The organism is Neobacillus niacini (genome assembly GCF_023715785.1).
Lineage (GTDB): Bacteria > Bacillota > Bacilli > Bacillales > Cytobacillaceae > Neobacillus > Neobacillus niacini_E.
The window spans coordinates 92,355-114,962 of record NZ_JAMBOX010000001.1; the positions used below are offsets into that span (position 1 = coordinate 92,355).

The window sequence follows — 22,608 nt, forward strand, 5'->3', positions numbered from 1 at the left end:
TACTCAATGAGCAAGGGGCTTTTAGCTTTTATTTTGGCTCTCCCCAAACATTCGGGCCGCCGAACCTCATTTGAAGTTCCGGAACTAAATCTCTAGCTTGGCCGTAGGAAAGGTTATCTGCAATCACTTTATAATTGATTAAAGCTAATTGTTGTACTCCATTTTGATTACCCTTAATCCAGTGGGCCCCACCGACATTATGCCAGTCATTTTGATTTGCATAAACGTCAAATTCCTCGCCTTTTAAGGCCTTGCGGACAACGGCCGAATTCGGATCTGGCGCCGAATATATGTTAACATTGTCAGCAATTACCCGTACTTTTGCTACCGGACCAGTTGTAGAGTGGTAAAAATAAGGTTCCACTGTAACTGCAGCTTTCGGCTTTGGTGGACTCGCTTTCTCTGGCAATCCTAAAAACTTAGCAACTCCGCGAGCGTGAGCCTCGCCAATAGCTTTAATAAATGCTTCATCCTTTAATCGATTGGCGTCCCCGCTATCAATAAACAGATTTTCTGTAAGGATGCTTGGCATATTGGTTGTCCTAAGGACCGCAAAATTTGCACGCTTCTTCCCACGGTCGGCAATGGAACCATATTGCCTCATTGCCGCTAAAACTTCGGCATGAATCACATTCTGCAATTCTATGGACGAAGCACTAGCACCATTATAAACATAGCTTTCAAACCCAGTGCCGCCTCCAGCGTTAATATGCACCGATACAAAGACATCAGCTGGCCAGGCATTTGCAGGGTCATCCCGTCTGAATAACTCCACGGTTACATCGGAAATCCGCGTGGCCCGCTGTTCAAAACCATAGTAATAAGATTCTAGAAATGTCATCGCATACTGTACTATTTTTAATGTTAATTTTGCTTCTTGGAGTCCATTGGCAACGGCACCTGGGTCTATGCCGCCATGGCCAGGATCCCACATGATTTTTTTAGCCATTACTTATCCTCTCCTTCAATATTATTTATGCAAAATCTCACACGTTCGGGTGTATTCTATCTCAATTTGAGACTTTCTTACTATCAACATGGGCTTGTCCAAGAACATATGCTGCAACCATGGAAACAATTGAAAATACTGATTCTCTGTCCAATCCTAATTCAAAATAATCGTTTGCAATGACAGTGATGACACCGGCCACAGTGACAAGAAACTTCCGGGAACCAAGCTTCTTTTTCATTCTCCAATTCCCCCTTTCTTCTCCATTACATCTATACGTTTATGCAATGACTTGTTTGACTCCTCTACTCTGGTAACGCGCTCACCGAAAACTTGCATCTGCTTTTCACTGGCTTTTTGGTCAATTCTTATATCATCCACCCCGCGACGGATATACCCGAGCTCAGCCTTCAATTCTGCGCTTTCCTGGCCATCAGATTTAATGGCCTTATTCTTGTTGAGTGAATAACCGAGAAAAGCAATTATTACGGATAAAATAGAAATTAAAACTCCAACCTCTACTGTCATTAATGCACCGCCTTTTTTCAAAATAAAAAGAGCCCGGAATGGACTCTTTAATCAATTTTACTAACGACCTCAATATACTCACATACTTTTTTATATAACTCATCATACGACATAACCTTAAACCATGCCGGGTACTCTTGCCTCATTTCATTGAAGTCATCTCTTTCGTCCTCCGAAACAGTACCAATTACACCAATAGCAGGAGGGTGTCTCTTTATATCAATGTTATAGGTAGTGTTCACATGTTCCCTCTGAGAGTGATCAAGAAAATATTCTCTATATGTCTTTAGTTGACTGTGTAACTGAGTAACATCAGAAGTAACGGATGCTCTCACAGTCCCTGTACCCCTCATCAGTTTTTTCAAAGGAAGCTTATAATCAACAATTTCCCACTGATTCTCAACGGAATTATATCCAACTAAATCTGGTTTAAGATCCTGGTTGTATTGACCGTGAATATCTTTTAATACCATTGGAGAAATACCATTTATCAAACCTAGCCCATATTTTAATATTACTGGATTTTCTCCAATAAAATTATCGATCTTTGTTTCTCTATACCTTGAGTTAAAAAAATGATCCTCCATTTTTAGCTTTAGTTCATGTAATTCTTTATTTCTATGTGTAGAATCTTTACTTCCTGGCTGATATTTTTTACCTGTTGTTTGAAAAAAGTCGATGTAATTAAGCGCAATTTTACTAGCGTATTCTTGAAGTCGATTGAACTTTTCCAGAAATATATCTTTTGAGAAAACCAAGACAAAATCTAAATTTATCACTAAATTCTGGGGATAAGGTATAACCATTTTTAAATCTTCTATTATCATTTCCGTTGTACCATATAAATCTATTGGTCTACCACCCGTGATAAAATGAGATCTCATGCTCATGTTACTATTCTCAACTCTAATACCAGCTCCAGGTCTCCAAAGTCGAAGTACATCAAAAGCATCAAATACATTACCTACAATTTCCCAATGTTTATATCGGTATTCATCACTTTTAAAAAATACTATTAAAATATGTTCTCTATCACTTGAGTAAAACCCGTTTACGATAGCACTTTTTCCGGAGAATGCATTTGGTAAATAATTTGCTTTTAATAAATTAAACTCTTTAAAAGCACTATCCGATAATTTAATTTGCTCAATGAATATTTTGGCAAATTGCTCAACTGTTTCTTTGTCAATTTTCACCAAGATAATCCCCCCCCCGTCTGTTATTATTTTTCGACAGAAAATGGGAATATCCTTTTTCACATCAATGGATTGTTATCTAACAAACGACCCCCGTTAGCGTGATAGCTAAAAAGCACCCCCGATGGATGGATGCTTAATCGATACCATATTCACGTTTTCAAAACATCACCATTATCAAATTTCCAAATACGTTTCCAACTATTTTTTTCATCATCTACAAAAGAACCAAATTTCTCTATGCACTCTTTTACAATTAACTCCAAAAGGGAATAATATTTTTTACAAACGTCAAGTATATCTAAATCTGGAAAATCATCAACAATAAGATAACCATTCTTTAATTTAACTTTAAATGATACCTCATTATCTTTATTGGTAGTGGCGTTTTCTCCATCTTCTTTAATTGACATTTCAATATCAACTCTTTTTTTATCAAATTTTTTTAGTTTTTCTTTCAATTCATCTGTTACTGACTCCTCCACAACTTCCAGATTAATTATCTCTGATGCCTCCAAAGGATGTCTTTTTACGGAAGTTATTCTTAAATCATTTATTTTTTTCAAAAATTGGTTTTCTTCTTTATTTAATTCATATGATTGATACCACTCATCCCATTTATCCAACTTATTAAATTCACTATTCATTACCCACAATATTGATCTTGCAGAACCAATAAAGGCATTTAAGTAATAGTTAAATTCCGGATATTTTGAATAAAATTCGGCTAGCTTATCTAAGAAAAATTTTGCTTCATTTAACTTCGATTCTGTATAATTCATGCTTTAAAAATTCCTCCTTTCACCTATTAATTTCGACAAAAAGAGGAAATATCCTTTTACCTGGAACCCATTCGTTTAGATTTGAGGAGTCGCTAAAATCATGTCTTTTTCTTCTTTTGTAATGCGCCCTTTTACTACTTGCGCTTCAAGATACGCTTCATCAATTTTACCCATAACCCACATATTTAATAAAAATCCGTACATATCGCTCATCTCCATTCTCCTATTCCATCAATAATGATAATACTGCCATTTCCAACATTTCTAAACGTTCTTCTGCTGTTGGCGATTGTGGCTTTTGTTCGGGCTTTTGCCCACCTTCTACCCACTTCTCACCATCCCATTTGGGGATATAAAATCCTTGAGCTGGTTCAACCTCAATGGCAATTTCGCTTTCTTTGTCATAAGTAAAATCATCACGTAAAAATAGTTTTGTTTTCTTGTCGATTATACGTTTCATGGTATCACCTCTTTAAGTTGTAGCATACGCACCTGAAAGGTGCATTGATCTGCCAGTTGTGAAAGTTCCAGCTAAAACTACATCGCCATTATCTCTAATTCTAATCGGAAGAATCGCACCACTTGAACCGTCAAAAGCGTGTAGAATGTGCATGCCTAAACCATTTCGATATTCTGTTGGAAGTGTCATAATCGTAGTGCCCGTTGTCCCTGTCCCTACGACTATTACTCCTTGGTACTCGACTTGTCCTATACTGTTTTTTCTATACCTGAATGTACCTGTCCATCCATTTAGTAAAGTTGGTGATATCCAGTCCTCTTGCTTTTTATTTGCTTTAGTCGAGTTTGATTCCCTAAACCGCGACATATGAAACACCCTCTCCACTTACAGAAGCATCAATATAAATCAAATTTGCATTGTTGACGATAAAAGTAAAACTGTCCTTCGCTGCTAGTTCAACTCCAAAAACAGACGATGACACATCCGCCCCTCCAACATAAATAGAGCCTGTATTTCCTTTGCGAGCAATAACAGTAACCTCACGACAAGGAATGTCATCCAGTCGTACTCTTGTGCCTGCTGTGACAACATTTTTTAGTTTACCTTGTAAAACATTACTGCCCGTTAGTTGGGCAGCGACCTTGGGCATTGGTTTATCTGTGGCTGTGTCTAATTCCATGGCGTGTGCATATTGTCTTTGATCTAAAGGCATATCAAAACCTCCTTAAAATAAAAATCAGGCGCTGTATGGTTCGCCTGTGATTTCATAATATTGATCCGGCGAAATCCAGCCTTTTGAAACAGCATTGGCCACGCCTTCTTTTGATAAACGACCTTCATTATACAAGCGATGTAAAGTCTCAAACATACTATATCCCCCTCATGAGGTTATCGAGTACCAGCTGATCAACCGTTTCTTTTAATATTTCTAACTCGGTCTTTATTTTAGGAGAGTTAAGTAATCTATCGATTTCTTCTTGTGTAAGTGTTGACTTCCATTCACCGTTTTCAAATTTTGCCGGCAGAAAAATACCCTCTGGCATTGGCACATCCACACAATCTTCAGGTAATTTTTCATCTGGTTTTAATATTACACAGTCTAGCAAATATCCATCAGCATCAATTTTATAAACTGTTTTCATGACTACACAACCTTATAACTAAAGTTTAACAATATAAAATAACCACTCGGCACTGAGAATCCTCTCTCAAATCTAATATATCCGTCAGGATCAATTGTATATAGAACCCTGTCACTACTTGCGTCAGCATATCCTATAAAAAACATTTGTTTCACTGGTTTATATGGCATAAGTGTTACTGCAATACCAGCATTAGGTGACCCGTTCCTGATCATATAATACCCATGACAAACACCGTCTTTATCCAACCACATATGGCTACCGCCGGCATCCGTCCATCCATTAAACAACCCCGTCATACCTACACCGACTTTTTTTAAGTCAGTAATTTGTTGATCTGTATACGCCTTTGCTTCATCATATTGTTTTTCTAAATTATTCAGATTATCAGCATTTAGAGGAGTACCAGGTTCAACAATTGTTCCTTCGGCCGGAGTAAGTGTTATGGTCCCATCTCCGTTATTTTTTTGTGTGAATGTTAACGGTTTTTGAACCTGTCTATCTTTCCACACTGTTTTTGAATAAGACATTTCAAATACCACCTCGACTTTCGGTATTGCCTCTTAAATACCCGATAAATTCAAATTCCTGCTTAAAAATCCTGGTCTGTTTTTTAGCATCGAAACTGTCTTCCACTAAAATGACGTCAGCGCATTCGAGGATTGGATTTTGCCGCCATACTGTTTTATAAACAGCATTCCAATTGGACTCAGCGATAATCCATGCTGCCACTTCAGCAGCAAGTGATTCCGTATTAATCAATGGATTATCAATTTTAAACGAGGCACCATTTTTACCATTTATGCTACTGTTGATGTAAACGACTTCCCGCGTTCCGCCAGGTTCATAGACATTTACTATAACCTCGTAAGGGGACTTTTCCAGGCTAACTTCCGGTTCTTGAAAAATATTGTCATAGTCAATTATTTTCATATCAAAATCTGTTAAAACGGCAGGATAAGAGGAGGCGCCAGCATAAAACCCTCCCAATGCACTTCTTTGTGAACCAGCATGAGATAAATAGTTGCTACTTTGATCTAACACCTTAAAAGGCTTAATGATAATAACGCCATTACGGTCCTGATAAACCGCGCTCTTACTGGCAACCCCGATATGCTGCAAGGCTGTCCGGCTGTCCAAACGGTCCGAAAATCCGGTAGTAGTAATCAACTTTAAACTATCATCGATGGAATAATTGGTAATACCGGCTTTGGTCAGTACATCCACAGCTAAGTTATACAAGGTAATACTGCCAGCTATCGGTGTGTAGGACACTTGGGATAACATATCGAGATTATCCCGGCCGATTAGTGAAATACTCATGGCTGCCGTTTCATTTTTCCATTCAATTAAAAAATAGGTACCCATAGGCACCCATTCAATTGCAGATCCGTCCTCAAAGTCCAAACCAAATTCCACAACGATTTTCGGCCGGCTGGCGATGATTTCTTGCTGCTTAGATAAATTTAAAATATTGAAATCCCCGGCAGTATTATCAAGTGTTACCTTAAGCTCATTTGAGGGCAGTGTATTATTAATGGTGTTCATTTCTTCAAGCAAATTCAAGCTAATAATCTTGCTGTCATACATTTTGGTATTGCCATACAAGGTAAAATAAATCCTTGCTGTTATCTTACGAATAGGCGCATAAATGTTATCTTTAAATTTTTGACTTACTTCCAACATCTTTACGCACCTACTTTTCTATAAGATTAAACTTAATGTCTTTCCAGCTGGCCACTCCATTATCAAAACGCATCATTGGGGCCTGCCTGTCGCCAGAATAAAAAGTACCTGTCTTCATTCCGTTAATTTTCGGGTCAAAATAAGTAACTGAAAAAAAAACCGGGTCCACAGCGTTTAATACCTGGCTGTATTGTGCACCGGTAAGGTATGACCATCCCAATTCAATTTTCCGTTTTGTAGCTATGCGTTCGATAATCATTTCGCCACGGACATTTCGCTCTGCTTTACTTAGATCCATAATTCCCACATCGTAATCACTAGGGGTAGGTAAATCCACCCCATTAACACTGATTAGCGCCATTTACCCACCGCCTTTTAAATTGGATTTAATTTAACATTATTACCCACACGCTGATTCTCATTTTCCAAAAACGGTTTTACAATTCTTGCGAAGGTTCGGCCATCGATATTTAACAAGATATCTCCGCCAGAGGTGGAAGGTTTGCTAAACTGCATTGCTTGCATTACCGCAGTTCCGACAGCGCCAGCTACAATATCCTGCAGTTTATCCAATGGAGACACTACTTCTTTACCACCAGGGTTATCCCCGATTAGCGCCAGTGTCGGTCCGTTTGTAATGCCGCCCTTTGCTAGAGCTGGGATACGATTAATTAAAGGGAGTCCGCTAAAAGGTTTATTCCCGGCCACACTGAAATTTTTCAGCAATTTGATGGGTTCGTTCAAAGCGTCTATCCAAGTATTAATAATAGCTCGGATGCCGCTAGTGAATCCGCTTTTAAACGCATCTTTGATGGATTCGAACTTATTGACAATCGGGGTGATAACGGAACGAGCAAACCATTCCACCGCACCACTAAATGCCCCTTTGATTCCATCCCAAGCAGCTTTACCTACACTTCCTAGTTTCGTGCTAAACTCAAACCATTTCAAACCTAGATTGAAGATCATTCTATCCCAAAACAGTCCGAAATCGGTAATTATCAGCCTAATATTGTTCCAGGTATTTTTGAAAAAATTCAAAATGCCCGGCAAAACATTTTCTAGTGGCTTTTTTAAATCATCGGCGAATTTTAGGAATGCTTTTCCACCGCTTGTCACGAGTTCCACAATGGATTTTTTAATTCCACCAATAAAGGTTAAATTTGTAAAGTTCCAAATTGCTTTGAACGCTCCGATAAAGATATCTTTCAAACCTTCCCAGGCTTTACTCCAGTTTCCTGTAAACACACCACCAATAAACTTCATCAAACCTTGGAAAAATTGAATGACGCCGTTTATCAGACCTTTGATCGAGTCCCAAATAAAAGTCACTACAAAAGCTATGATTGGCTGAATGTATGTCCAAATATTTTTCATTGCTTGAACAAACATAGCCCCATTTTCTTTCCAAAATGATGCCATACCTTTTACTTTCTGTATAAAAAAGTCGGATACGGCCCCCCAAGCTTTTTTAAACATTTCGATAGCTGGAGCAAAGAACTTCTTCACTTTTTCAGCGAATTCTTTTACTTTTTCGGAGATTTTAGTAATCTTATCCTCTGATTCACCTGGATCAAAGCCACCGCCAAGGCCTGCACCTGCACCAGCGCCCCCTGCACCTGCACCTGCACCTCCAGAATCACCACCCGAAGAAGGCTCATTTAGCGTGTTTACTTCATCAAAACCAGCAACACCTCTGGAAGCAGCCTTGTCGGCTTTTGCTTTCTTTTTAGCTGCTTTTTCAACAGCATTTCCCAAATCGTTTGTTGCACTTGTTTGATTCTGAATTGACGCCGTTTGTGCCTCACCAGCTTTTATATTTGCTTTCGGGAACAGCGCTCTCATAAACCCGGCAAACGTTTGAAATGCCTTTTCAACATATCTCATAAAAGTGGTCAATATCGGTAACGCAATGTTGAGGATTGGGAGGAAAGCTTGTCCAAGCGCCATCCTGGTATCACTGAGGGCAGCTATAAAGTTACCTTTTAACAAAGCTGTATTATTTGCAATCTCCCACCCAAAGTTGGCTTGAGTCTTTTCAACAATATACTGAGCGAGAACCGCTTTTCTCATCCCTGAACTTAATGAATCCCAGGGTGCGCTTTTAGCAATATCTCTATAAGCCTTTGACATGGTGACAGCCGCTACACGTACATCGATTCCTAATTCGTCGGCACCATCAGCCTCTTGGTTCATTGCTGATCGCATACGGTCAGAAATCTCGGTCATTTCCATACCTGTCTTTGAACGAATAATTGCTGCAGCCTTCATTAAATCTGTGGTCTTTGTTAGTAAATCTTGAGAGTCTTTTGCAGTCTCCTTTAAACGTAAAGAAAACTCATTGGCCATCTTTGCTGTCTCTAACTTACTAAACCCCATCGCCGCGCCGACTGTGTTTTGCCACTTCACGAAATCTTTCATACTTGAGCCCAAGGTACCACTAACAGTTCCCATGATAGCCTCAAACTTAATTGCATCCTCGATTCCTTCTTTAAGTGTCAATCCAGTACCGATACCTGCGAGGATTCCGGCCATCCTTCCAGCAAAACTTTTCATTTGCGATTGGGCTTGCTTCATTCCCTTTTGTAGACCGCTTAAGTCTGCACCAATACGCACTAAAAGGTTACGTAATGCCATTTATCTCACCTCCCCGCCTAATGCAGCGTTCAATTGTTTTACTTTGTTGAGCATTTCTTCATTAGTCATTTGTTTTTTGTTAGTAGGCTGATTTATCTTGTCTATAACCTCTTTAAGGTTTTTAATAGACAACTTTTCAACCCGTTGCCAATATGCTCCAAAATATGCAACTGTTAGTTCCTCTTCAAATTGTATTTTTCGTTTTTCATGTTCTATTTTTTGCTTTTCATTAAAATCCTTAATGCATAAGCTGAGTTCGTAAGGTGTCATTTCGTTATAGTCTGATAGACTTATTCCAATGTGGATTGCGGATTTAAGAGACATTTCCCAATCAAATTTTACTTCTTCTTGGTTTTTTTGCTCTTCTCCACAACCCGTTGTAAGTTTTTTTCATCTGCCGTCCCATCATCACCGAACGCCGCATTAAACGCCTGACCCAACTTGCCCATGATTTCTTTGTAAGGAGCCTGATCGAGAAGGTCTTCCATGTCCTCAAGTTTCAAAGTTTCATTGTTCTCCTTGGCATCGGAAAGAAGACCGCACCATATGACTTTTTCTATGTCTTCAAATTCAAAATCCTCAATATTGAATTCCTCAATAGTTTTACCAGTAATAGCTAGTAATTTTTTCATTGCCCTATGCCCAAACCGTAATTCCCGTGGACGGTCAAGATTAATAATGACTACATCGTTTTTATCCGCCATTACATTCCCTCCTTAACAAATAAAAAGACTAGAGAATAATCCCTAGTCTTTAAGCAGTTTTAATCAATGCAATTTCATATAATTTTGGTGCCTTGTTCGGTTCTTGAGCCATAATCGTAAGTTTCTTAGAACCGACCGCAGTAATCGGGATTGGAGCTGATGCTTGGCCGCTAGCGAGCGTTTGTGTGAGGACTCCGTCCACAAATAGATTGATCGTGTGGTTTGCAGCAGTCGCAGTAAGTGTGACAGATGTTGCTGTGACACCGCTAAACGCATACAAGTTGTTGTTAACGTTAAATGCAGGTGTCAACGCGCCGCCGGTACCAGTCAATGATAATGCTGTCAGCCCACCGGAAGGTGTTAATCCTAGAGTCGGTTGGCCAGATACCTTAATCGTTGATTCAAAGCTGACATTGTTCTCTATTTCTGCGCCAGTGTTAACCCCGGTCACGATTCCATTGAACGTCCAGGATGCACCAAATGGAAATAAAATCGTAAATGGAGTCAATGCTCCCGAATTGAATGCGTTATAAAGAGCTACCTGGCCGTTAGTATCACCGGCATTTAAAAAACCGCTTAGTGAAACTTCCCCACCATCTTTTAAACCCTGCGCAAATGTTCGCCAACCATTTACACTATCAAGTGTGGTAGTTTCAATAGTATCAGCGCTTGGTTCTAAACCGCCAATACTGGTTAAATCGGCAACGCTATTGGCCCCGATCATAATTTTTGTACCCATTGCTTGAGGCATGTTATTATCACTCCTTAAAATTTAACTCTTAAATCGAACGCTGATCTATAAAGAGATATTTCCTTCTCATAACGTTCAACAGGTTCCTCAAAAGTGGCATTTTGAATAAATGGACCATTTTCTCCGATTACGCGCCCTTGGAAAGATAAAATTTTCGCCACTACCTCTTTTGTTATAGCTTTCATACCAGCGTAACTATCATGCAAAATATAAATTTCACAAGGTATCTCTCTAGTACTCAGATAACCTTGCAGACTTTTATCCGGAACACCGTCACTGGATACGTAAACAATAAAAGGTGCCTTTTCCCCTTCAGGTGCGTTTAAGGGGAATATTTTATTGGTTAGACCGGTAATTGTTTCGAATTCAGCCCTCAAAGCATCCTCAAAGTTCATCAAAAACACCTCACCTTAATAACTTGTCTATTTCTTTTCCTAATCGTTTAACTATTTTTCTTGTGGATTCAGCTTCATTTTCTGCTAAAGCGTCACGTACAAAGTAAAGACCATATTCGTAACCATTAGCTGTATTAAAACCGAATTCCTGTGATACTGGATAATAACCAGTTGGCTTTTTACCACCATAAATACCAGGGTTTTTAATCGGCTTTTGGAATACCGGATTAAGTGCCCTGTCAAAGACGATTCGATAAACAGATTTAGCCTTACGCCGAGGAGACTTTTCCAAAATTTTTATAATTCCGTTTTTCAATGTGCCTGACAATTCCGGAGCATTTGTCTTTGCGTCTTTTAAAGGATCTTTAATACCATCTCGTGCGGCCTTGGTAGTAACGCTCTTTGGAACCTTTTCAAGCCTTTCTAACTGGCGCATTAATTCAGAAAAACCTTCAATTTCGGGATAATTGCTGGCCATATTAGATCATCTCCTTGCATAGCAGCTGGAGCTCAATGTTTTTTTCCTGAAAGTTAATGACAGAAATAATGCTAAAAAAACGTTCTCCAAACTTTATTCGCATATCAGGTGTAATGCCAGAGAGATAACGCAAATTAACCTTATGAGTAACCTCGCTATTTACTGTTTCAGCCGCGAAAAATTCCTTACCAGACACCGGATATATGCCGGCACGGGATTTTATAACATCCACCCAATCTTTAGACTTTTCGCCGTAACTGTTTTGAGTACCTGATATTTTTTGAAATGTTATGACATGTCGAAATTCTCCCGAATTTATCCTGTATCTAGTCAATAAAATCCCCCCTATAACAAATTGATAGAGTGCATGTCCAAGATGGATTTAATAACGGGATTTATCTTGTCATTTTCAACGGAAAACGAGCGATTATCATACATTTCATTTGCGAGCACCTTGAGAGCAATCGTTAAATCCTCTTTAGTGTCCATTTTCTCGGTTGTTAGGCCGGTATATCCGCTAATATAAGACTTGCATGCCGCCAGAATGGCATCAAAAACTTTATCGTCCTCGTTGTGATAAACATGAGCATAATCCTTCAAATCGTTTATCTTTACTTCACTAATTTTCATCGGATTTCACCTTTTTTGTGGATTTAACTTCTTCCACATAACCTGCCTGAAGCAGATCCTCGCAAATAGCCTTATCCTTGATTTCTTTTACCTCGCCAACACCCATGGTGACCACACCGGCAAAACTAACTAATGCCTTTACTTTCATCCTGTCACCCCCTAAAAAAAGAGAGTGAGATAAACCCACTCTCATTAAGCCTTCATGACTAATTTGGCAATTTTCTGTTCGTTCTCAACCTTAGAGTCGAGTTCCATCCATGCAACAACGCCAATTGCGTGCTGAGTGGCAAATTTTTCTCGAAGTACTTCGATGGACACATCCTCAGATAATTTAACTGCAAGACCACTCATATCGCCATAATAGATTGCGGTTTTACCTGCTCCCATAGCGGACATATTATCTGATGTATAAACGTCTTTACCTAACAACGTATAACCCCAGCGTGCAGTAGCATCCTTATTTAGCAAATAGTTTCCTTGGCCATCTTTTAATTTTCTAATCGCAGTTCGAGTTGTTTTATTCATAATCCAAATGGCTCCGGCTTGATATAGATCTGGGACAGTTTCTTGCAAATCGATTAATTCATCTGCAGTAACCGCCGTTTGACTTGCTGCGGTTACTTTCTGCTTTAAGGTGCTAAGGCCAGCAACCTTATCGACTGTACCAATAAGCAATTCTTTTTCAATCCATTTTGCGATTGAATCGGCCATAGCAGCAATAACAAAGCTTACAATATCAAATTGAGAGTTATTGATTAAAGACTTCGATACCTTGCTTAGTGCACCAGCTAGGAACCCTTTCAGTTCAATGCTTTTAAACTTACCAGAAGTGGACTCCAACTCAACAAATTCAGTGGCGTATGCCATTGTAATGCTTTGAGTGTCCTCATCGTAGTAAGGGATGCTCAAGGTACCGCCTACATTATAACGAGTAGCCAACTGATAAATAGGAGAAATATCGTAAACTTTCTTGATAATTTTATTTGCAATAGTAGATGGAATAACAGCGCCATTATCACCAACAGTTAGATTAACATCCGCCCGATCTTCCACAACACCACGAATATAGTTGGCGAAAGCACGCTCTTCAGCAGCTGCGCGCTCCTCAACCTCGGTCTTTTTAACCGGCTTCTTTTTATCTAGTGAACGCGCCTCTGCCTCAGCTGCAATCGTTTTATCAATTTTTGCGACTTCGCCTTTAATTTCATCGAATCGCTTTGTCTCATCATCTGTAAAAGCACGGGTTTCCTCTTTTACTTTTTTCAGGATGCCGTCCATTTCATCCATTAGATTGTTACGTTGCTCTAATAGAGTAGGCATAGAACGGTATTCAATTACTGGTTTAGCTAGTACTTTGTAAAATGGCATGTTTATTTTCCACCTTTCAATTTAAGATATTCTATTTCTCTTTCAAAAAGAGAATGATCAACTTTTTCTCGCTTTTCATTTTTGGAAGATAAGTCCTCAATCTCTGCTTTAAATTCATCAGAGCGATTTTCAGTGATAACCTCTTCTTCACCGCGAGCCTCGATGGAGGTAGCAATGTAAGCCGGCGTTATATCCAAAATAGACACTTCCAAGAGGTCAATATCCTCTAATGTTCGGTGCTGAATACCGTCAGAACCATCTTCCCAGCATGGTTTATTGTCGATAAACCCAAATGACCAGCCTCTCAACTCACCATTTTTAGCCTTCGAGATGACTTCTACATCGGTTACTGTGGCAATTGCACGCAAACCAATATTGTCCTCGTAAAGCTGAAGGTTTCCTGCTTTGATGGACCCTAATTTACGGTTTTGGTCATGATTAAATCGCAATTCCACATCATCAGCCTTTTGGAGTGCTCTTTCAAAAGTTTTCGGCTTGATTTTTTCCTTAAACCGTCCACGCGGTGATGGCAGCACCCTGCTTTCGCGGTCCACAGCATTAACATAACCGTCAAGCAGCACCTGGTTCCCTCGGATCTCTATTCTCATTGTCATCACCTCCTCCCGGTTTTCCAATGTCAGCCGTTTTATTTGTATTAGGTGTGTAGATTTCCTTCGTTTTCGGATTATAGAGAACATCCTGTAAGCCCAATTTAATGAAATCTAAACCTAGTGGCTCGTAATCTTCTAAATAACGAATCTCATCAATTTGTAAGATTCCATTTTTAGTAGCAATTTCATAAGCCTTAAACCGCTTTTCAATATCGCCTTTAAGCAGTTCTTTCGTGTCAAAGGCAAAATAAAAAGACCCTTTTTCGCTTGGTAGCAATAGGTCTTTGTTTAAGGAGGTCTGTAAAGCTATCAAAATAGGTAGGATACAAACCTTTATCCAATTGTTATAAACTTCATCGCTGGCCGTTCCATCCAAAATAGACTGAGGGACAATAAATATCTTGGAAATTTCGGCCGAATTGGTCCGCTTATTTTCATTTAGCTGCATCTCTACGGAAGTATTGGATGCTTCCTGAAAATCTAGGCCATTGTTCAAAACAACAACGTTTTCCGAATTGTTTCCATATAGTTTTTTCCAAGCTGCCTTTAATTCTTCAATAGCTTCCTTGCTCAACCGCCCCTGGCTTTTAATAAATCCCTTCTTATTGCCACCGGTTTTGACTAAAATCTCCTCGAAAATTAAAGAGTTATAGGCGACTGATAAAATTTTGTTATTTTCGTGGATAATCCCCTTACCGGTAATACCATCTTTACTTTTCCTAGTGAGTTTTAAAAACTCAAAGTCCCGATAGGTATTACCGTGAACAAGAATATCGTAATCCTTAAATATTGGATCCACATTCATATTGATTGCGACGTTCCTATAGTCCACATAATGCAAGCTTTTTATTGCATTTCGTTGCCGATTAATAAAAGCATATCCAGCACCATTTAGTAAAAAGTCCTCTACAAGGGCCTTTTTAAACTGAAAGCCGTCTAAGGTGTCCTCCGTATCATCGTTTAATAATGAAAGACGGTTATCGCTATCGATCTCGGTTACTTTCCCATTTTCAGCCTTATACAATTGAATTGGCAGAGAGGCAACCGTATCGGAGATAATTCCAACACATGCACTTACAGCCGGAATATTTAAAGCCTGCTCTTTGGTAATATCACCGGTTATTAGCCCTGCGCTTAATAGCAGCTCCTCGAGGGAAATGCCCTCACGCTGTTCCTGTCGATATTGCCTAAATTCCCGCCATCTTTGCCACAATCCCACATTCTCACCTCCTTCTATATAACCTGAGCACCAAAATTAGCATCCGGATTGAAGATTACATCTTGTTGCAGCAGATATATGGCATTAATTAAGCTAACAACCATATCAACTTTACCTGTGGATTTTTTCTTATTAACATAAATATTTTTGTTTGCGTCCTCGGTGACCTTGGCGTTTTGAAAATTCTCCTCTAACAGGCCATTTTCTGTATAGTGGAATTCTTTATTAAGTATTTTCTCTTTTAATAATTTTGTCGCTGGGTGGAGAACGCTAGAATGCTGCTTAACTTCTACGGTTTTATATCCATCACGTTCAAGCCGCTGGGCCGTAGACAAACAGTTATAGCGGTCATAAGCAATTCCAACAACAATAACTTTATGCTTTTCTTCTATTGCTAGGATCATTTCCTCGATAAAACCATAATCCACAGTCATGTCACCACAAGCAAAGCAAACTCCCTGCTTAATAAATTCATAGTAATTGATTTTTTCCAGCCGATTTTTCTCAGGAATACGTTCTGTTGGGACAAACGCAAAGGATTCAGCGTAGATCTTCCAGTCCTCTTCCGTGACCATTGAGTAGGAGCAGTTATCATTGGTCATAGCCAAGTCTAACCCTAACCACACCTGCCGGCCGGACCAATCAAAACTATCAATTTTGCATTTCCGGACATCTTCAATATTCACATAAGCTTCGCCGCTGTTGGACGGTAGAAAATGGTTCATGTGCTTACAAAGATATTCTTCACGTTCAGCCGGTTTCTCCAATGCCGCCTTACGGCTATCCCGGATTTCATTGTAGTTTTCTTCAATTCTTAAAGGATTCGCCTGGTATAGCCCGGTGTCGTCCCAAAGATGTTCCGGTTCGGCATAATAAAGCAGCGCAAACATCCGGTCATCTTCAATAATGCCGGCAAACACTTTTTTGATATATGCCAGTTCCTCAAGCATGATGGACTTGTCTTCAGCATATGCCGTGGTCAGCTTAAATCGTAGTGGGTTCTTAACGTTCAGCTGGCCAGATTTCATGGCGTTTATATTGCCGTAGTCCTTAAATGCTCCAACCTCATCGGCGATAAATGCCGATGGACGAATGGTGTTATTCTTGTTTGCCTCTCCAGTTCTGGCCTGATAAAAACTATTGGTCAATTTGCAAATAATCTTACCGCTAAGTGTTTTCGGAACCACAAAGTATTTTCCAATATAGGGACTTGCTTTTAGAATTTGGGTCATGGCCTTTTTTACTTCCCCGGCCAATTCCCGATCCAAACAAATAGAATAAAACTCTGAATAATCATCCTCAGTAAGCATTAGAATGATAAAAATCAGAGCACAAATGAACGTTTTTGCATTTTTCCTCGGAATAAATAGAGTGACATCCCGGTATCGAAACTTATCAGGATCCTCTTTAAATCGCCAACCAAAAATATTAACAAGAAAAAAAGCCTGGAATCCTTCCAAGCCATCCAAAATAGTTTTACCCGTTACCCCTAATCCAGTAGCAAAATTGAGTAAAGACAAGATTCCTTCTATCGTTTCAATTTCAGTCTCATCAAAATAATAGGGAAAATCATCGTCATGCTGCCTTTCCAAATCCTTTAAAAACCATTTACACTGTATGATTACTTCTTTAGTCGTAATTTCTTTGCCAGCTGCAACCCTCTCAGCGTAGCGAACCGCTTTTTCAAAAATCACTTCTTACCACCCGCCAGGACTTTCAGGAGTGGATCATCTTCCTTTGCTTTCACCTGGAAATTGATGTTCCCTAATTTGGCCCGGCTTTGAGGCGATAGGCTTAACTCAGTACAACATCGGAAAAAGTCTTTTGTATATTTTTCTTTAGCTCGCATTAGATCTTTATCTAAAAGCTTTTCGATATCTTTATTAATCAGCTTTTCAATATTCTGTAAGCGATCTATAGCAATGGCGAAAGTCCCCAAAATATAAACATCCAAATTCCCCAAGATTCCACTGACATGCAATTCTTCAACAACATAGTTAAAGATTTTCTTCTGCCTGGCATTCAAATGTTTAGGAGGGGAAATATTATCTGCAGCACCTTTTAGCTTTTCCTCCACTTGCGTTCTTACCGCAATTTCATCTTTTGTTAAGTTTTTGCTCATGGTTTTTACGCTTTTCGATGGCCTTGCCATTTCCTCACCTCCTAGATATTTTCATTTCGGGAATTTTTTTCGAGCAAAAGTGGAGTCGTGGTCTCAGAATTTAAATTGTCAGAAAATTCAAAGGTGGGGGGAGTATTCTGAATTGTTTCTATTAGACAAACAATTTAATTGTCAGAATTTAACCTGTTCGACATACAATTCCTGAGCCTTTGCAATTTCCAATAATTCGACACGGCCTATTTCCCCAGCGTCTGCCATCTTATGATGATTGCTGCATAAGCTGATCAGGTTGTCATCATCCAGTCTCTTGTTCCAGTCTTCCACGATAGGAACAATATGATGGACCTCAATGTTGGTAAAGTTATATTGTTGCTGCGTGTTATGCAGCTTACGGATACACACCTGGCAAAGATGCTTGTCACGTTCTCTTATTTGTTTACTCTTATTTGTCCAAGCACGAGTGCACCTGAACTTGTCAATGTAGGTAGGTTGTTTATTTCTAACAGGCTTGCTAGGACATACATACTTCCTGTCGTGAATACCACCACAGTACTTGCAGCTCTTTAGCATTGGTTACTTACCTATCCAAACATCCGGCATACCCTTACGAACCCTGTGTTCAGAGAGTTTTCTTCCATCAACATTCAAAGTAATTGAATTGTTTACAGAACTTTTATTGATTTGCTCCTCTAATTCTTTCAATGCGGCAGTCGCTTTCTTTGCAGCTCTGGTCACTGCCTTTAATCCCTTCAATGCTTCGGCACAATCCAATTCAAGTTTTACTTTAAGACTGTTACTTAAAGGTTTGACAGACTCTCCTTCACGGATGGTTCCTAATGTTTTGTTTGACTCGCGCTTTTCAGCCATGTCACAACAACTCCTTTTATATTAAATAATGAATCTCCAATCCTTAGTTCTTACTGGTGGTTCGAGTACAGCATTACTCACAGATGCACCGGCACACAGTAACAATGCGATTAGGATAACTCTAATCATTTCCTCCTCACAGCTCCATTCTTCCTGGTATAGATATCCCTGTTCATGCCCATGATCTCGGGCCAGTTTACCTTTTCTTGTTTCTTTTTCTTAGGTGACTTAATATTATTCAGCTGCTGTTTTTGTTCATTGGATAATCGGTCTTCAATTTTCAACAGCATCACCTGCTAATAAATATTAGAGCCATCTTTACTTCGGCAGATGGCGAGCCGTGCCGATCCATACCTTAACCGCTGGCATCACGGCCGACAGGAGGAATCCAAAGCTATGATATGCTGCGTCATACAGTCATTCATAGCCAGGCATGGAGTAAATATAAAAAGACACCATCCGATTTAGATGATGTCCTTTTGATAGAATTTTATGTTATTAGAATACCCCGGATTTTCAATGGTTTCTATCGCTTCAATTTAACTTAAGTTCAGATGATGTGCGAAATTTATCATTTTAATAATTTGAGCATGCTTATTGTAAATATGTCCTGGCGTGTATCCTAACTCGTAAGCCGTTTCTGTTAATGTTTTACCTTCAACATACTTCATATACAAAATTTTATTCTCTAAACCTTTGAATTTACTAATCAATTTCTTAGCATTATAGAGATCATTTATTTTGTGTGCTAATTCATATTCCGTAGCAACAATGATATCTTCTAACTTTGATGCTCTTGAATCTTGAGTTAAAGGAACACCTGACAAATCCCCTTCAACCCATCTTTTCAATTCTTTTTTATAACGTTCAAGTTCAAAATCTAAATACGAAACTTCCTCTTCTAATTTTTGATAATCCCGCAGCCATTCATACAAACATGCTCACCTGCCTTCTAACGTACGAAAATCATAAAATATCATCGACTTTCGACAAAATGCGTAACCATCTGTAACCGCCTTGAACCCTTGATACGACTGATTTCCCGACAACTTTCGACAACCACGGTTACGCATTTACCCCCTATTTTTCTTTTATAAAATAGTATTTTTTTATTTTTTATTATTTATTTTATAAAGAAGTTGATTTCATCTGTAACCCGTAACCGACACACCTTTAAGTCTTGATATTACTGGATTTTTCCCGGTTACGCATTCGGTTACAGGTTACGCATTTGACCTATTTTTTGATGATTTTCATTAAAAATGGTCACGATTTTAGCCATTTTCGTGACCAAAAAACGGTCAAATGCATTTTTTCAGACCTTGATAATAATGACTTTTTGAAAGTAGTTTGACCAAAAAACGGTCACGACTATTTGACCAACTTTGGAAAAGCGCGAAAAAAGTTACTCTTCACTTACAAATAATCTCGTACTTTTCCCATCTACTTTTTGAACCTTGGTGTTGAAACCAAAAAACTGTTTTATCTGTTTACTGAAACTAATATTGCTTACTGGCTGGTATCCATTTTCTGAACAGTAAACTTTATACTGCATATATATATCGCCCACTACCCCACGTTCCAGTTCCACATCCTCATTATTGATGAAGCTGAGAACCGGATTATTTTCTTCCTGGTATTTGGACAACTCATCTTCAACGGCTTTCGATTTTGTAAACTGTTTATTAGTTAGCAATCGTTTAAGTGCGGATAATGCCAAATTCAATACATACTGCATAGATTCATCTGATAATAATTTATCAGTGATAAATGGATCGTAATCTTCATCAGCGACACTGAATTTTGCTCTAAACGGAACGATTTGTAACCGGCGCCCAAGTCCGTCTGTATAATCATTTATTCGCGGCATTTCGTTTGCAGAAAAGATCATTTTTGCATAGTTCGTAAAATCAAAAGGATCCTTTCCTTTTCTTTCGACGTTTAAGGTTTCGCCGGTAGACAACTTTTTAAAAACGGATGATTCTTTGATGTATCCTTTGGAAATATCGTCACCGATATTGACGAGCTTGCCGAACAATTCAGCAGTCTTAAATCGCTGATCAAGTTCTTTCAAATCCAAGGATGCACAATTATCCGTCCCGGCCAACCTCCGGATTATCTTTAGATAGGATGATTTACCATTGGATCCGTCACCAGTGAGGATAAATGTGGCAGCGAATTCATTCCGACGAAATAAGATATAGCCAAGAATTTCTTCCAAAATAGCACGTATTTTTTTGTCGTTAACCGCGATTTTATTTAATGTTTTATCGGTTACTTCGTAATAAGCATTATGGATATACGGAACCGGAATCTTATTTCGAGTGATAATGTCCGGACTGAAATCTTCAAGTTTCCAAGTTTCCAAATTAAAAACTCCATTGCGAACAGGTACATATTTGGTAGGCGAGAAATGTTTGTCTTTGGCTTTCAGCTGCAGGTAAGCAAGAGTTTCTTGGCGTTGCATTCGCTTTAAATTCGGAATGTGTTTTATCATCGCCTCCTCGATGTCAGCCTGTTTATCGGAGTACACACCGTCCTTATAAATATGTAAAATGTTCGCGATTTTACATATATGGTGTTCATTGATAAGAAAATCACCAAACTTCTCATGCTGGAAAGAACCCTTTATGAAAAAGGATTCTTTCATGAATGCATCATCACGAAGGATAATATTTAGTTCCTTGTCCTCAACCGGTTCTTCCAGGATGTATTTGTTGATGATCGCGATTGTTTCTTTGATATCCTTCTTGGCCATGCCCTGAGACTGCATTTTTAAAATATAGGTGAACAGTTTATCGTTCCGGCCGTCTCCCTCGGATAACTTGGTCAAGTTAGGGTTTTTCTTATGATACGGGTAAAGCCAAATTGGCAAAGGTTCATGCTCAGTTGCTTTCCTAACCCACCGGCGAACTTTCCCATCTATCTTTAACGGATCCGCGGTGTTTTTTATCCCTAATTTGTAATCACAAGGGATTCCTATGTTAGAAAACCACTTAATTTTATTGGCAGTTATGTCATATCCTTTGAAATAAAAATGGTACCCGTTATTCGTCTCCAGGACTGAACATTGGATGTCATTGTCTTCAACTATATCGAGCAGCGTTTCAGCTGAGTCAATGTCATCGACATCAACCATAATATAGTCATCTTCCAAAATACCAACATAGGAATCATATTTTCGGACTGTATTATATGATAGAAGTTTGTCAGTGTCTTTAAATTTGGTGGCAGCATGTTTGCCATTGCCTTTGAGATAACCTTTATAAATCTTAATCACCTACTTTCGGGTGTAGCGTAAAAACTGTAACTACTCTATATCTTTATCAGGCACATTTATCACATACTCAATCTCACGAAAATGCTTATCGTGTTTGGTGATTTTAATAAACGGGATTAACTGCTCCGGGTTACATCTTGCAATAAAGTCTTTGATGTATCTATCTCTTTGTTCCGAACTCATACGATTAATGAAGTTAGATTCCCTTCTGGATGTATTCATAACTCCTTTTTTCATTTCATCAATTCCTTTAGTCTAAATTTTGGTCATAAGCGCTAGACAATATTTAGAAAATGGTCGATAATACTAAAGTACTTGCTACTCTCCTTAGCAAGAACCTAGTAATATTTCACAAGAGAGCTGTCCCGTTTGGGCAGCTTTTTTGTTTCTTATGCCCATCATCAATGTGGGTCAATCGACTATTTATTACATGGAAATTTTGTAGTTTGCCGTCATAGTCGAATGCTGTCAAACTCACATGCCGTCGAATGCAAATGCCGTCAATTGCCGTCGTTCCCGATTGCTGTCGTTAAAACCAACTATTTGAATCAGATTCTGCATTAATATCGCGAAAATCCGCTTTAGACAGTTCTAATCTAAGCGCTTTATAGTCCATGTCATAAATGCTGATGCCGTCCTTCGTTTCTGTGATGCCTTTTTCTAGCAATCTTTCAATGATGTGATTTCTTTTAAGTTCTGGAAGGGTTGCCACTGTGTTATATAAAATTCCCATACCATCACACCTCATTTTTGTTTGTTACGCTATTGAATCGAACTGTGCATTAGATTACCTAAAATTTACA

At 38.9% G+C, this 22,608-nt stretch carries 35 protein-coding genes; all 35 read right to left on the reverse strand.

The window, feature by feature from the left end; translation table 11 throughout:
- Positions 1-28 precede the first annotated feature (28 nt).
- On the reverse strand, positions 29-949 hold the full coding sequence (locus tag M3234_RS00445) for an N-acetylmuramoyl-L-alanine amidase (protein WP_262302787.1): 921 nt from the start codon (positions 947-949) through the stop codon (positions 29-31).
- 61 nt (positions 950-1,010) lie between these two features.
- Positions 1,011-1,190, reverse strand: coding sequence for a hypothetical protein (locus M3234_RS00450; RefSeq protein WP_262302788.1), 180 nt, complete (start codon positions 1,188-1,190; stop codon positions 1,011-1,013).
- Positions 1,187-1,477: a hypothetical protein gene (locus M3234_RS00455; RefSeq protein ID WP_262302789.1), complete on the reverse strand. Its 291-nt coding sequence runs from the start codon at positions 1,475-1,477 to the stop codon at positions 1,187-1,189. Before M3234_RS00455 ends, M3234_RS00450 begins: the two co-directional genes overlap by 4 nt.
- 47 nt (positions 1,478-1,524) lie before the next feature.
- Positions 1,525-2,673 (reverse strand): DUF4263 domain-containing protein, encoded by a 1,149-nt coding sequence (locus M3234_RS00460; protein WP_262302790.1) that lies wholly within the window; start codon positions 2,671-2,673, stop codon positions 1,525-1,527.
- A gap of 152 nt (positions 2,674-2,825) precedes the next feature.
- Complete coding sequence (locus tag M3234_RS00465) at positions 2,826-3,455, reverse strand: hypothetical protein (RefSeq protein ID WP_262302791.1); 630 nt, start codon at positions 3,453-3,455, stop codon at positions 2,826-2,828.
- 75 nt (positions 3,456-3,530) lie between these two features.
- A complete protein-coding gene (locus tag M3234_RS00470; RefSeq protein WP_262302792.1) occupies positions 3,531-3,668 on the reverse strand; it encodes a hypothetical protein in 138 nt (45 codons plus the stop codon).
- A gap of 10 nt (positions 3,669-3,678) precedes the next feature.
- A complete protein-coding gene (locus M3234_RS00475; protein ID WP_262302793.1) occupies positions 3,679-3,915 on the reverse strand; it encodes a hypothetical protein in 237 nt (78 codons plus the stop codon).
- A 12-nt stretch (positions 3,916-3,927) separates the two neighbouring features.
- Positions 3,928-4,281: a hypothetical protein gene (locus tag M3234_RS00480; protein WP_262302794.1), complete on the reverse strand. Its 354-nt coding sequence runs from the start codon at positions 4,279-4,281 to the stop codon at positions 3,928-3,930.
- Positions 4,268-4,627: a hypothetical protein gene (locus M3234_RS00485; protein WP_262302795.1), complete on the reverse strand. Its 360-nt coding sequence runs from the start codon at positions 4,625-4,627 to the stop codon at positions 4,268-4,270. Before M3234_RS00485 ends, M3234_RS00480 begins: the two co-directional genes overlap by 14 nt.
- 24 nt (positions 4,628-4,651) lie before the next feature.
- Positions 4,652-4,783 (reverse strand): XkdX family protein, encoded by a 132-nt coding sequence (locus M3234_RS00490; protein ID WP_262302796.1) that lies wholly within the window; start codon positions 4,781-4,783, stop codon positions 4,652-4,654.
- A 1-nt stretch (position 4,784) separates the two neighbouring features.
- Positions 4,785-5,057, reverse strand: a complete 273-nt coding sequence (locus tag M3234_RS00495) for a hypothetical protein (RefSeq protein WP_262302797.1) — start codon at positions 5,055-5,057, stop codon at positions 4,785-4,787.
- Between the two features lie 2 nt (positions 5,058-5,059).
- On the reverse strand, positions 5,060-5,587 hold the full coding sequence (locus M3234_RS00500) for a hypothetical protein (RefSeq protein WP_262302798.1): 528 nt from the start codon (positions 5,585-5,587) through the stop codon (positions 5,060-5,062).
- 1 nt (position 5,588) lies between these two features.
- Positions 5,589-6,743, reverse strand: a complete 1,155-nt coding sequence (locus M3234_RS00505) for a hypothetical protein (protein ID WP_262302799.1) — start codon at positions 6,741-6,743, stop codon at positions 5,589-5,591.
- Between the two features lie 10 nt (positions 6,744-6,753).
- Positions 6,754-7,104 carry a DUF6711 family protein gene (locus M3234_RS00510; RefSeq protein WP_262302800.1) on the reverse strand — a complete coding sequence of 117 codons (351 nt, stop codon included), beginning with the start codon at positions 7,102-7,104 and terminating at the stop codon, positions 6,754-6,756.
- Positions 7,105-7,118: 14 nt separating this feature from the next.
- On the reverse strand, positions 7,119-9,380 hold the full coding sequence (locus M3234_RS00515; RefSeq protein WP_262302801.1) for a phage tail protein: 2,262 nt from the start codon (positions 9,378-9,380) through the stop codon (positions 7,119-7,121).
- Positions 9,381-9,650, reverse strand: a complete 270-nt coding sequence (locus M3234_RS00520) for a hypothetical protein (protein ID WP_262302802.1) — start codon at positions 9,648-9,650, stop codon at positions 9,381-9,383. It lies immediately after the preceding gene.
- A 68-nt stretch (positions 9,651-9,718) separates the two neighbouring features.
- Positions 9,719-10,084, reverse strand: coding sequence for a hypothetical protein (locus M3234_RS00525; RefSeq protein ID WP_262302803.1), 366 nt, complete (start codon positions 10,082-10,084; stop codon positions 9,719-9,721).
- 49 nt (positions 10,085-10,133) lie between these two features.
- Positions 10,134-10,835: a phage tail tube protein gene (locus M3234_RS00530; protein WP_262302804.1), complete on the reverse strand. Its 702-nt coding sequence runs from the start codon at positions 10,833-10,835 to the stop codon at positions 10,134-10,136.
- A 14-nt stretch (positions 10,836-10,849) separates the two neighbouring features.
- Positions 10,850-11,230, reverse strand: coding sequence for a DUF3168 domain-containing protein (locus tag M3234_RS00535; protein WP_262302805.1), 381 nt, complete (start codon positions 11,228-11,230; stop codon positions 10,850-10,852).
- A 10-nt stretch (positions 11,231-11,240) separates the two neighbouring features.
- On the reverse strand, positions 11,241-11,708 hold the full coding sequence (locus M3234_RS00540; protein ID WP_262302806.1) for an HK97 gp10 family phage protein: 468 nt from the start codon (positions 11,706-11,708) through the stop codon (positions 11,241-11,243).
- 1 nt (position 11,709) lies between these two features.
- On the reverse strand, positions 11,710-12,042 hold the full coding sequence (locus M3234_RS00545; RefSeq protein ID WP_262302807.1) for a phage head closure protein: 333 nt from the start codon (positions 12,040-12,042) through the stop codon (positions 11,710-11,712).
- Positions 12,043-12,053: 11 nt separating this feature from the next.
- Positions 12,054-12,338, reverse strand: a complete 285-nt coding sequence (locus M3234_RS00550) for a head-tail connector protein (protein WP_262302808.1) — start codon at positions 12,336-12,338, stop codon at positions 12,054-12,056.
- Positions 12,328-12,486 (reverse strand): hypothetical protein, encoded by a 159-nt coding sequence (locus M3234_RS00555; protein ID WP_262302809.1) that lies wholly within the window; start codon positions 12,484-12,486, stop codon positions 12,328-12,330. Before M3234_RS00555 ends, M3234_RS00550 begins: the two co-directional genes overlap by 11 nt.
- Before the next feature lie 44 nt (positions 12,487-12,530).
- Positions 12,531-13,706, reverse strand: coding sequence for a phage major capsid protein (locus tag M3234_RS00560; RefSeq protein ID WP_262302810.1), 1,176 nt, complete (start codon positions 13,704-13,706; stop codon positions 12,531-12,533).
- A gap of 2 nt (positions 13,707-13,708) precedes the next feature.
- Complete coding sequence (locus tag M3234_RS00565) at positions 13,709-14,314, reverse strand: HK97 family phage prohead protease (RefSeq protein ID WP_262302811.1); 606 nt, start codon at positions 14,312-14,314, stop codon at positions 13,709-13,711.
- On the reverse strand, positions 14,277-15,536 hold the full coding sequence (locus M3234_RS00570) for a phage portal protein (RefSeq protein WP_262302812.1): 1,260 nt from the start codon (positions 15,534-15,536) through the stop codon (positions 14,277-14,279). The genes M3234_RS00565 and M3234_RS00570 overlap by 38 nt, the downstream gene beginning before the upstream one ends.
- 14 nt (positions 15,537-15,550) lie before the next feature.
- On the reverse strand, positions 15,551-17,230 hold the full coding sequence (locus M3234_RS00575) for a terminase large subunit (RefSeq protein WP_262302813.1): 1,680 nt from the start codon (positions 17,228-17,230) through the stop codon (positions 15,551-15,553).
- The gene (locus M3234_RS00580) at positions 17,227-17,658 is read right to left on the reverse strand and encodes a phage terminase small subunit P27 family (RefSeq protein ID WP_262302814.1); all 432 of its coding nucleotides are present in this window, start codon (positions 17,656-17,658) and stop codon (positions 17,227-17,229) included. Before M3234_RS00580 ends, M3234_RS00575 begins: the two co-directional genes overlap by 4 nt.
- A 171-nt stretch (positions 17,659-17,829) precedes the next feature.
- The gene (locus tag M3234_RS00585) at positions 17,830-18,228 is read right to left on the reverse strand and encodes an HNH endonuclease (RefSeq protein ID WP_262302815.1); all 399 of its coding nucleotides are present in this window, start codon (positions 18,226-18,228) and stop codon (positions 17,830-17,832) included.
- Between the two features lie 3 nt (positions 18,229-18,231).
- Positions 18,232-18,525, reverse strand: a complete 294-nt coding sequence (locus tag M3234_RS00590; RefSeq protein WP_262302816.1) for a hypothetical protein — start codon at positions 18,523-18,525, stop codon at positions 18,232-18,234.
- Between the two features lie 125 nt (positions 18,526-18,650).
- Positions 18,651-18,809 (reverse strand): hypothetical protein, encoded by a 159-nt coding sequence (locus M3234_RS00595; protein WP_262303580.1) that lies wholly within the window; start codon positions 18,807-18,809, stop codon positions 18,651-18,653.
- Positions 18,810-19,064: 255 nt separating this feature from the next.
- On the reverse strand, positions 19,065-19,460 hold the full coding sequence (locus M3234_RS00600) for a hypothetical protein (RefSeq protein WP_262302817.1): 396 nt from the start codon (positions 19,458-19,460) through the stop codon (positions 19,065-19,067).
- 470 nt (positions 19,461-19,930) lie between these two features.
- Positions 19,931-21,796: a DNA primase family protein gene (locus tag M3234_RS00605; protein ID WP_262303542.1), complete on the reverse strand. Its 1,866-nt coding sequence runs from the start codon at positions 21,794-21,796 to the stop codon at positions 19,931-19,933.
- 39 nt (positions 21,797-21,835) lie between these two features.
- Positions 21,836-22,042, reverse strand: a complete 207-nt coding sequence (locus M3234_RS00610) for a hypothetical protein (protein WP_262302818.1) — start codon at positions 22,040-22,042, stop codon at positions 21,836-21,838.
- 292 nt (positions 22,043-22,334) lie between these two features.
- Complete coding sequence (locus M3234_RS00615) at positions 22,335-22,538, reverse strand: hypothetical protein (RefSeq protein WP_262302819.1); 204 nt, start codon at positions 22,536-22,538, stop codon at positions 22,335-22,337.
- Positions 22,539-22,608 lie beyond the last annotated feature (70 nt).

What these genes read in the sequence shown, in the direction of transcription:
- M3234_RS00525 (WP_262302803.1), bottom strand. Translation starts at nt 10,084, where the DNA reads ATGGCGGATAAAAACGATGTAGTCATTATTAATCTTGACCGTCCACGG.
- M3234_RS00470 (WP_262302792.1), bottom strand. Translation starts at nt 3,668, where the DNA reads ATGAGCGATATGTACGGATTTTTATTAAATATGTGGGTTATGGGTAAA.
- M3234_RS00550 (WP_262302808.1), bottom strand. Translation starts at nt 12,338, where the DNA reads ATGAAAATTAGTGAAGTAAAGATAAACGATTTGAAGGATTATGCTCAT.
- M3234_RS00555 (WP_262302809.1), bottom strand. Translation starts at nt 12,486, where the DNA reads ATGAAAGTAAAGGCATTAGTTAGTTTTGCCGGTGTGGTCACCATGGGT.
- M3234_RS00590 (WP_262302816.1), bottom strand. Translation starts at nt 18,525, where the DNA reads ATGGCTGAAAAGCGCGAGTCAAACAAAACATTAGGAACCATCCGTGAA.
- M3234_RS00615 (WP_262302819.1), bottom strand. Translation starts at nt 22,538, where the DNA reads ATGGGAATTTTATATAACACAGTGGCAACCCTTCCAGAACTTAAAAGA.
- M3234_RS00520 (WP_262302802.1), bottom strand. Translation starts at nt 9,650, where the DNA reads ATGACACCTTACGAACTCAGCTTATGCATTAAGGATTTTAATGAAAAG.
- M3234_RS00560 (WP_262302810.1), bottom strand. Translation starts at nt 13,706, where the DNA reads ATGCCATTTTACAAAGTACTAGCTAAACCAGTAATTGAATACCGTTCT.
- M3234_RS00515 (WP_262302801.1), bottom strand. Translation starts at nt 9,380, where the DNA reads ATGGCATTACGTAACCTTTTAGTGCGTATTGGTGCAGACTTAAGCGGT.
- M3234_RS00505 (WP_262302799.1), bottom strand. Translation starts at nt 6,743, where the DNA reads ATGTTGGAAGTAAGTCAAAAATTTAAAGATAACATTTATGCGCCTATT.
- M3234_RS00450 (WP_262302788.1), bottom strand. Translation starts at nt 1,190, where the DNA reads ATGAAAAAGAAGCTTGGTTCCCGGAAGTTTCTTGTCACTGTGGCCGGT.
- M3234_RS00580 (WP_262302814.1), bottom strand. Translation starts at nt 17,658, where the DNA reads ATGAGCAAAAACTTAACAAAAGATGAAATTGCGGTAAGAACGCAAGTG.
- M3234_RS00540 (WP_262302806.1), bottom strand. Translation starts at nt 11,708, where the DNA reads ATGGCCAGCAATTATCCCGAAATTGAAGGTTTTTCTGAATTAATGCGC.
- M3234_RS00535 (WP_262302805.1), bottom strand. Translation starts at nt 11,230, where the DNA reads ATGAACTTTGAGGATGCTTTGAGGGCTGAATTCGAAACAATTACCGGT.
- M3234_RS00585 (WP_262302815.1), bottom strand. Translation starts at nt 18,228, where the DNA reads ATGCTAAAGAGCTGCAAGTACTGTGGTGGTATTCACGACAGGAAGTAT.
- M3234_RS00480 (WP_262302794.1), bottom strand. Translation starts at nt 4,281, where the DNA reads ATGTCGCGGTTTAGGGAATCAAACTCGACTAAAGCAAATAAAAAGCAA.
- M3234_RS00445 (WP_262302787.1), bottom strand. Translation starts at nt 949, where the DNA reads ATGGCTAAAAAAATCATGTGGGATCCTGGCCATGGCGGCATAGACCCA.
- M3234_RS00530 (WP_262302804.1), bottom strand. Translation starts at nt 10,835, where the DNA reads ATGCCTCAAGCAATGGGTACAAAAATTATGATCGGGGCCAATAGCGTT.
- M3234_RS00500 (WP_262302798.1), bottom strand. Translation starts at nt 5,587, where the DNA reads ATGTCTTATTCAAAAACAGTGTGGAAAGATAGACAGGTTCAAAAACCG.
- M3234_RS00565 (WP_262302811.1), bottom strand. Translation starts at nt 14,314, where the DNA reads ATGAGAATAGAGATCCGAGGGAACCAGGTGCTGCTTGACGGTTATGTT.
- M3234_RS00490 (WP_262302796.1), bottom strand. Translation starts at nt 4,783, where the DNA reads ATGTTTGAGACTTTACATCGCTTGTATAATGAAGGTCGTTTATCAAAA.
- M3234_RS00465 (WP_262302791.1), bottom strand. Translation starts at nt 3,455, where the DNA reads ATGAATTATACAGAATCGAAGTTAAATGAAGCAAAATTTTTCTTAGAT.
- M3234_RS00475 (WP_262302793.1), bottom strand. Translation starts at nt 3,915, where the DNA reads ATGAAACGTATAATCGACAAGAAAACAAAACTATTTTTACGTGATGAT.
- M3234_RS00485 (WP_262302795.1), bottom strand. Translation starts at nt 4,627, where the DNA reads ATGCCTTTAGATCAAAGACAATATGCACACGCCATGGAATTAGACACA.
- M3234_RS00495 (WP_262302797.1), bottom strand. Translation starts at nt 5,057, where the DNA reads ATGAAAACAGTTTATAAAATTGATGCTGATGGATATTTGCTAGACTGT.
- M3234_RS00455 (WP_262302789.1), bottom strand. Translation starts at nt 1,477, where the DNA reads ATGACAGTAGAGGTTGGAGTTTTAATTTCTATTTTATCCGTAATAATT.
- M3234_RS00610 (WP_262302818.1), bottom strand. Translation starts at nt 22,042, where the DNA reads ATGAAAAAAGGAGTTATGAATACATCCAGAAGGGAATCTAACTTCATT.
- M3234_RS00510 (WP_262302800.1), bottom strand. Translation starts at nt 7,104, where the DNA reads ATGGCGCTAATCAGTGTTAATGGGGTGGATTTACCTACCCCTAGTGAT.